Here is a 6,692-nt window from a genome sequence, read left to right on the forward strand (position 1 = left end):
CGGTGGAACGGCGCAGCGCGAGCGGGCTGCTGCTGGTCGGCACCGAGGCGTACGAACCCTGGCACCTGGCCGCCCACCTGGACGACGAGGCCGCCTGGTCGGACGTCCCCCGGCTGGCGCCCACCCTGCTGCGGCACAGCCCGCCGGCCGACGCCCCGGCCCACCTGACCCACGACCTGCGGCGGCTCACCGAGGCCGGGCGCGGCGACACCGTGCTGGTGGTGGTCCCCCGGGCGGCCGGCGCCGCGCTGCTGGAGCGGGTGCACGACGCCCGGCGGCGCGGCGCGACCGTGCTCGCGCTGGACGGGGGCTCCGCTGACGCCGACGGGCCCGCCGCGCTCGACAGGCCCGGTAGGCCTGGTGGGCCCGGTAGTTCGAGCGGCCTCGGCGAACCCCACGGCCTCGGCGAACCCCACGGCCTGGGCGAGCTCCGCCGGCTCGCGCACGAGCGGCTGACCGTCGGCACCGCCGCCGAGGGGCCGTTCGACCTCGCCCAGCACCTGGTCAGCGTCGCCGCCGGGCAGCGGACCGGCCGCCGCTCCGTCCGGGACCGGCTCGCCGACCTCGCCGGGCGGCTGGCCTCGGCCCCCGCGATCACCCGCTGGTGACCCTGTTCACCGGCCGGTCGATAAGTTCACCACCCGGTCGAAAACCCTTTGCGGAAACGGTGGCAGCCGCCCGAGGATGACGGTTCGTGAACGTCGACGAACCCCCGCATCCCCCCGTGCCCGGGCGCGCCCGGAGGCTGCTGCGCTCGCTGACGCCCGATCTGTCCCCCTGGCGCGCCTCGCGCGACTTCCGCTACCTGTGGACCTCCGGCTGCGTCACCAGTTTCGGCGGCTTCCTGACGCTCGTCGCCGTGCCGATGCAGATCAAGGAACTCACCGGGTCCTCCTTCGCGGTCGGCCTGATCGGCGCCGTCGAACTGGTGCCGCTGATCGTCTTCGGCCTGTGGGGCGGCGCCCTCGCCGACGCCCTGGACCGCCGGAAGCTGGTGCTGCGGGCGGAGGTCGCGCTCGGTCTGCTGGCCGGGCTGCTGCTGGTCAACGCCCTGCTGCCGCACCCGCTGCTCTGGCCGATCTACCTGGTCGCCGCGCTGGTCGCGGCCGCCGACGGCATCCAGCGTCCGGCACTGGACTCGCTCCTCCCCCGGCTCGTCCCGCACCAGCACCTGACCGCCGCGTTCGCCCTCAGGTCGCTGTACCACAACGCCGCTTCGGTGGCCGGCCCGGCGCTGGCCGGTGTCGTGGTGGCCTTCGCCGGGGTGCAGACCGCGTACGCGCTGGACGTCCTCTCCTTCGCCGTCTCGCTGCTGCTGCTCGTCCGGATCAAGGCGGTGCCGCCGCCCACCGGCGCCGAACGGCCGTCCGTCCGGGCGGTGCTCACCGGGGTCCGCTACGCGTGGAGCCGCAAGGACCTGCTCGGCACCTACGCGATCGACGTCTGCGCCATGCTGTTCGCCTACCCGGTGGCCGTCTTCCCGTTCCTGGCCTCGGAGTTGGGGGCGGACTGGGCACTCGGCCCGATGTACGCGGCCTCCGCCCTCGGTGCCCTGCTGGTCGGCGCGACCAGCGGCTGGACCTCCCGCGTCCACCGGCACGGGCGGCTGCTGGTGGTCGCCGCCGTCGGCTGGGGCGCGGCGATGGCGCTCGCCGGGCTCACCGAGCACATCGGGCTGGTGCTGCTCGGCCTGGCGCTGGCCGGCGGCGCCGACGAGATCAGCGGGCTCGCCCGCTCGACCATGTGGAACCAGTCCATCCCGGACGAGCTGCGCGGCCGGATGGCCGGCGTCGAACTGCTCAGCTACTCCGTCGGCCCGCAGCTCGGCCAGGTCCGGGCCGGCACCATGGCCGGGCTGGTCGGCGTGCGCGCCGCCGTCTGGGCCGGCGGTGCCGCCTGCGTCGTCGCCGTGCTCGCGGTCGCCGCCGCCCTCCCGAAGCTGCTCGCCTACGACGACCGCACCGACCCGCACGCCGCGGCCGTGCGCGCCGAGCACGAGCGCGCCGCACGGGAGGCCGCGCCGACGGCCTGACCGGGCCGGGGTCCGGGGTCCCTCCCGGGTGCGGGTCCCGCCGGGGTCCGGGTTTGTTCGGTGTTACTCGGCGTCGTCCTTGGGCCGGTCGCTCCAGCGCGGGTCGTTCTGCCACTCACGGTTGCGCTCGTCCGCGATCCGCAGGGCCTGGGCGGCCTCCTCGGGGCTGCCGTACGGCCCCAGGCGGTCCTTCGCCGGGCACTCCGGGCCCTCTTCGACCTTGTTGTGCTTGATGCAGTAGAACCACTCACCGGGTTTGCCGGTCGGCTTGCGGTTGAATCCGAGGGGCATGACGCTCTCCCGTTCAGAAGGCCAGAAGGATGGGTCGGTACCGATCATTCCCCGCCCCGGGCCCGGCCGCACACCGCCCGGGGCCGCGGAGCCCGGCGACTAGACTCGCGGCATGGCTCTCGTACCCGGCATCCAGTCCCCCACCCGCAAGGTCCCGGCGCACATCGCGCGCCCCGAGTACGTCGGCAAGCCCGCGCCGACGCCGTACACCGGGCCCGAGGTGCAGACCGCCGAGACGATCGAGAAGATGCGGATCGCGAGCGGGATCGCCGCCCGGGCGATGGAGGAGGCGGCCAAGCTGATCGCCCCCGGCGTCACCACCGACGCGCTGGACGCCGTCGCCCACGCGTACATGTGCGACCACGGCGCCTACCCGTCCGACCTCGGCTACCGGGGCTTCCCCAAGTCCGTCTGCACCTCGATCAACGAGGTGATCTGCCACGGCATCCCGGACTCGACCGTGCTCCAGGACGGCGACATCGTCAACATCGACGCCACCGCGTACATCCACGGGGTGCACGGCGACCTCAACGCCACCTACCTGGTCGGCGACGTGGACGAGGAGTCCCGGCTGCTGGTCGAGCGCACCCGGGAATCCCTCGACCGGGCGATCAAGGCGGTCAAGCCGGGTCGTCAGATCAACGTCATCGGGCGGGTCATCGAGTCCTACGCCAAGCGCTTCGGCTACGGCGTGGTGCGGGACTTCACCGGACACGGCATCAACACGTCGTTCCACTCCGGCCTGATCATCCCGCACTACGACAGCGAGCGGGCCACCGAGGTGATCAAGCCGGGCATGACCTTCACCATCGAGCCGATGCTGACCCTGGGCACCTACGACTACGAGATCTGGCCGGACGGCTGGACGGTCGTCACCAAGGACCGCAAGCGCACCGCCCAGTTCGAGCACACCCTGGTGGTCACGCCGACCGGCGCGGAGGTCCTCACCCTGCCGTGACCGGCGCCGCCCTGCCGTGACCGGCGCCGCCCGGTGGGCGTCCTAGCCGATCAGCCACTGCTCCTCGGCGACGGCGCCCACCTCGGTGCAGGCGTCGGTGAGCACGTCCAGGACGCGCAGCGGGTCCGGCAGCGGCTGCTCGGGCCCGCGCAGCCACCGCACGTGGGAGCCGTCCGGCAGCGCGGCCGGCGGCAGCAGGGTGTACGAGCCGCGGCAGTGCCAGCGCAGGCCGGGGTGCTCGGACATGGTGTCCGGGGTGGAGTCGAGCGCGCTCGGCCACCACTCGTCCTCGTCCTGCGGGGTGCCGCGGGTGGCGGTGAAGAAGAGGTAGCGGTCCTCGCCGACGGCGGCGACCGGGCCCTCGACACCCAGCGCCGTCAGCCGCTCCAGCGCCAGCCGTCCGGCCTCCGCCGGGACGTCCAGCACGTCGTGCACCCGGCCGGTGGCGGTGATGAAGTTCGCCTGCGGATCGCGGGAGAGCCAGCGGGAGAGCTGCTCGGGGTCGGTGGTGGCCTGGGTCTGCCAGGCGAAGGAGACCGGGTGCTGCGCGGGGGCCGGACAGGCCACCCGGTCGCAGGAGCACCGGTAGCCGGCCGGGTGGGCGGCGGGCGCGAGCGGGAATCCGGCGCGGACCGCGCCGAGCAGCTGATCGAGGTCGGCGGCCGGCCCGTCCGGGCCCCCCGCCCGCTGACGATCACGCTTCTGCCACCAGGTCGTCCACCTGCTGCCGGCTTCCATCGGGCCCCTTCCGCGCAACTGCCGTGCCTGGTGCGACACAGCGTTCGACGTACCACTCGACGCAACGCACGGCGCACCCGTCTGCTTCCCGGGGTGCTCGGCCCTGACGTCAGCGCCCTGCCGACCGCGGCCCGGGGTCACCGGACGGCCGACGCCCGGGTCACGGTACGCAGTCGCGGCAGCACGCTGTCCGCGCCAAATCGGCCGGAGGGCGCGCGGATTCGCGCCTCGCCCGACCCGTACGGGGCCCGCTGACCCGGGTGGACCCCGAGGGCGTAACAGGAAGGATAAGGGTGCGGAGGGCCTCCGGATGACCGGGGGCGGTGCCTCTCCGGTCACACTCCCGGCGGCGGCCGCGGGTGCGGCCCACGGGTGCGCCCCGGGCTCGTCCGCGGAGGTGAGACCCTGGAGGGATGAAGAGCGCGGACACCGCATTCGTCGGCGGCCCCCTGGACGGGAAGATCCTCCCCATCCCGCTGGGGCCGATGCTCGGCGTGCCCAAGAAGTACAAGGTCCCGGTCCCCGCGCACGGCGGGACTCCCGCGCGCACACTGGTGTACGTCCGGAGCAAGCAGGTTCGGGGCCTGAGCTGGTTCTGGCGCTACGAGTACGACGAGGCGGCCTCCGGCTGACGGGCCGCCTCCCTCCTCCGCGGTCCCCCCGGAGGTCGGCCGCAGTCTCCCCCCGGAGGTCGGCATGGCGAGGACGGTACGGCACCCGCGGGACCGCTCCCGGGCGGTCCGGCACCACAACCGGCAGGTCGCCGGCGTCACCGGGGTGCTGCTCCTGGCGGTGTGCCTCTACAGCGTGGTCATCGAGCCGAACGCCTGGCTCTGGTTCGGCTGGGCGGTGCTGCTGCTGGTGTGCGCGGCCCTGTTCACGGTCCGGCCGTGAGGCCCTCCCCCCGGCTCGGGCCGCCCGGGCAGCAGCACCGCCCGTCCCGCTCCCCCGCCCACTCCCCCGGGTCGGTCAGTCATCCTCGGCGAGGATGAGGTACAGCTTCTTGCGGGCCTCGGTCAGCACCGTCAGGCCCTTGGCGCGCTGCGCCTCGGTGCCCGTGGCCATGACCTGGCGGATCGCCTGGTCGACGGCGGCGAGCGCCTGGCCGACCTCCTGGACGGCCTCCCAGTCGACCTCCCGGCCGGCCTCCGCCCACGGCTCGGCCGGTCCGGCGTCGGCCTCGGCCCGGCCCGCCTCGGTGAGCGAGACCAGCCGCTTGCCGCCGACCTCCTCCGCGGTGATCAGGCCCTCCTCCTCCAGCAGCTGGAGGTTGGGGTAGATCGACCCCGGGCTGGGCCGCCAGGCCCCGCCGGTCCGCTCGGCGATCTCGGCGATCATCTCGTAGCCGTGCATCGGCCGCTCCTTGAGCAGCGCCAGCAGCGAGGCCCGGACGTCACCGCGCCGGGCCCGCCCGCCGCGCCGCCCGTGCGGACCACCGCGCCGGCCGCCGTGCCCACCGAAGCCGTGCCCGTACGGGCCGCCCATCGGCCGGCCGGGACCGCCGCCACCGAACGGCGGGCCGAACCCGCCGAACGCCCCCCGGCCCTCGAAGCCCTCCCCGGGCATCCCCCGGAACTCCGGCCCCGGGCCCGGTCCGCGGCGCCGACCGCCGCCACCGGGGCCGCCGCCGTCACCGCCGCGCGGACCCTCCCAGCGGAATCGCCTTCCTTGACGTTCTGAGCGCATCGCGCCCACCTCCTCGAATCTCTGAGGTTCAACGAGGCAGTCGAGTCACTGTCTCGATAGTTCGACGATATATCGGTGACTGTCGCTCGTCAACGGATTCCGACACGCCCACGGAGCACCTCGCATCCCCCGCCCAGCCGCTACGGTGGCGGGCATGGCCGCAGAACGAGACCTCGCGACGCTGCTGCGCGGCATGAGCCCGCAGCTCAACCCCGGTCGGTACGTCTACTGCACGCTCCCCGCCCGGGTGCCCGCCGGCATGCGGCCGGTGGTGACCGTCGCCGAGCCCGAGGGGGTGACGATGGTGATCGCCCAGGAGGAGGCGGACGCGCTCGGGCTGCGCTACGAGTACGTGGCGGCCTGGATCACCCTGCGGATCCACTCGGCGCTGGAGGCCGTCGGACTGACCGCCGCCGTGTCCGGCCGGCTCGCCGAGGAGGGCATCAGCTGCAACGTGGTGGCCGGCTTCCACCACGACCACCTGTTCGTCGCCGCCGACGACGCCGACCGCGCCGTCCGCGCCCTGGAGGACCTCGCCGCCGGCTCCGCCTGAGCCCCGCCCGCCTCCTCCGGGTGGCCGCCGCCGACCGGGCCTTCGACACTGGGAGACGAGCCACCCCGCCGGGGTCGGCCCCACCGGAAGGAGACGGCCGCCATGGCCATCTGCGTCACCTGCGGCAACGACTACTGGCTGGCCTTCGAGATCAGGACGGTCACCGGCGACACCTACACCTTCGACAGCTTCGAGTGCGCGATGGAGAAGCTCGCCCCACGCTGCGAACAGTGCGACGTCCGCATCGTCGGCCACGGCGTCGAAGTCGCCGGCATGTTCTTCTGCTGCGCCAACTGCGCCCGCGTCAACGGCGGCCTCGGCGACCAGATCCGCGACGCCGTCGGCGCCCACCCCGCCTGACCGGCGGGTGGCGGCGGGTGGCGGCGGAAGAGTCGGCCCCGGCAGGCACCAGAACCCATCGAGCCGCTCCTGTG

General features: G+C 74.2%; 10 protein-coding genes. 7 read left to right on the forward strand and 3 right to left on the reverse strand.

Annotated elements, in window-relative coordinates; translation table 11 throughout:
- Together ACFU6K_RS27365 and ACFU6K_RS27370 are read left to right on the forward strand one after the other, a co-directional pair.
- On the forward strand, positions 1–608 hold a 608-nt coding region (locus ACFU6K_RS27365; RefSeq protein WP_380667345.1), incomplete at its 5' end, for a hypothetical protein.
- 86 nt (positions 609–694) lie between these two features.
- On the forward strand, positions 695–2,032 hold the full coding sequence (locus tag ACFU6K_RS27370; RefSeq protein ID WP_380667346.1) for an MFS transporter: 1,338 nt from the start codon (positions 695–697) through the stop codon (positions 2,030–2,032).
- A gap of 63 nt (positions 2,033–2,095) precedes the next feature.
- Here ACFU6K_RS27370 and ACFU6K_RS27375 read toward each other — a convergent pair whose 3' ends face one another.
- On the reverse strand, positions 2,096–2,323 hold the full coding sequence (locus ACFU6K_RS27375; protein ID WP_380667348.1) for a hypothetical protein: 228 nt from the start codon (positions 2,321–2,323) through the stop codon (positions 2,096–2,098).
- A gap of 112 nt (positions 2,324–2,435) precedes the next feature.
- Here ACFU6K_RS27375 and map point away from each other — a divergent pair, with 112 nt between their 5' ends.
- A complete protein-coding gene (gene map, locus ACFU6K_RS27380; protein ID WP_380667350.1) occupies positions 2,436–3,281 on the forward strand; it encodes a type I methionyl aminopeptidase in 846 nt (281 codons plus the stop codon).
- 42 nt (positions 3,282–3,323) lie between these two features.
- Here map and ACFU6K_RS27385 read toward each other — a convergent pair whose 3' ends face one another.
- Positions 3,324–4,019, reverse strand: a complete 696-nt coding sequence (locus ACFU6K_RS27385; protein WP_380667352.1) for a bifunctional DNA primase/polymerase — start codon at positions 4,017–4,019, stop codon at positions 3,324–3,326.
- A 413-nt stretch (positions 4,020–4,432) separates the two neighbouring features.
- Between ACFU6K_RS27385 and ACFU6K_RS27390 the strand changes: the two genes are divergently transcribed.
- Positions 4,433–4,651, forward strand: coding sequence for a hypothetical protein (locus tag ACFU6K_RS27390; protein WP_053112518.1), 219 nt, complete (start codon positions 4,433–4,435; stop codon positions 4,649–4,651).
- 64 nt (positions 4,652–4,715) lie between these two features.
- Entirely contained in the window at positions 4,716–4,913 is a 198-nt protein-coding gene (locus ACFU6K_RS27395; protein ID WP_380667354.1) for a hypothetical protein, read from the forward strand.
- A 75-nt stretch (positions 4,914–4,988) separates the two neighbouring features.
- Here the strand turns inward: ACFU6K_RS27395 and ACFU6K_RS27400 are convergent, their stop codons facing one another.
- Positions 4,989–5,705: a PadR family transcriptional regulator gene (locus ACFU6K_RS27400; protein WP_380667356.1), complete on the reverse strand. Its 717-nt coding sequence runs from the start codon at positions 5,703–5,705 to the stop codon at positions 4,989–4,991.
- A gap of 154 nt (positions 5,706–5,859) precedes the next feature.
- Between ACFU6K_RS27400 and ACFU6K_RS27405 the strand changes: the two genes are divergently transcribed.
- Positions 5,860–6,258, forward strand: a complete 399-nt coding sequence (locus ACFU6K_RS27405; RefSeq protein ID WP_380667358.1) for an ACT domain-containing protein — start codon at positions 5,860–5,862, stop codon at positions 6,256–6,258.
- 102 nt (positions 6,259–6,360) lie between these two features.
- The gene (locus ACFU6K_RS27410; protein WP_380667360.1) at positions 6,361–6,618 is read left to right on the forward strand and encodes a Prokaryotic metallothionein; all 258 of its coding nucleotides are present in this window, start codon (positions 6,361–6,363) and stop codon (positions 6,616–6,618) included.
- The last annotated feature ends 74 nt before the right edge of the window (positions 6,619–6,692 follow it).

This window comes from Kitasatospora sp. NPDC057512 (assembly GCF_042802135.1).
In the GTDB taxonomy this organism is placed as follows: domain Bacteria; phylum Actinomycetota; class Actinomycetes; order Streptomycetales; family Streptomycetaceae; genus Kitasatospora.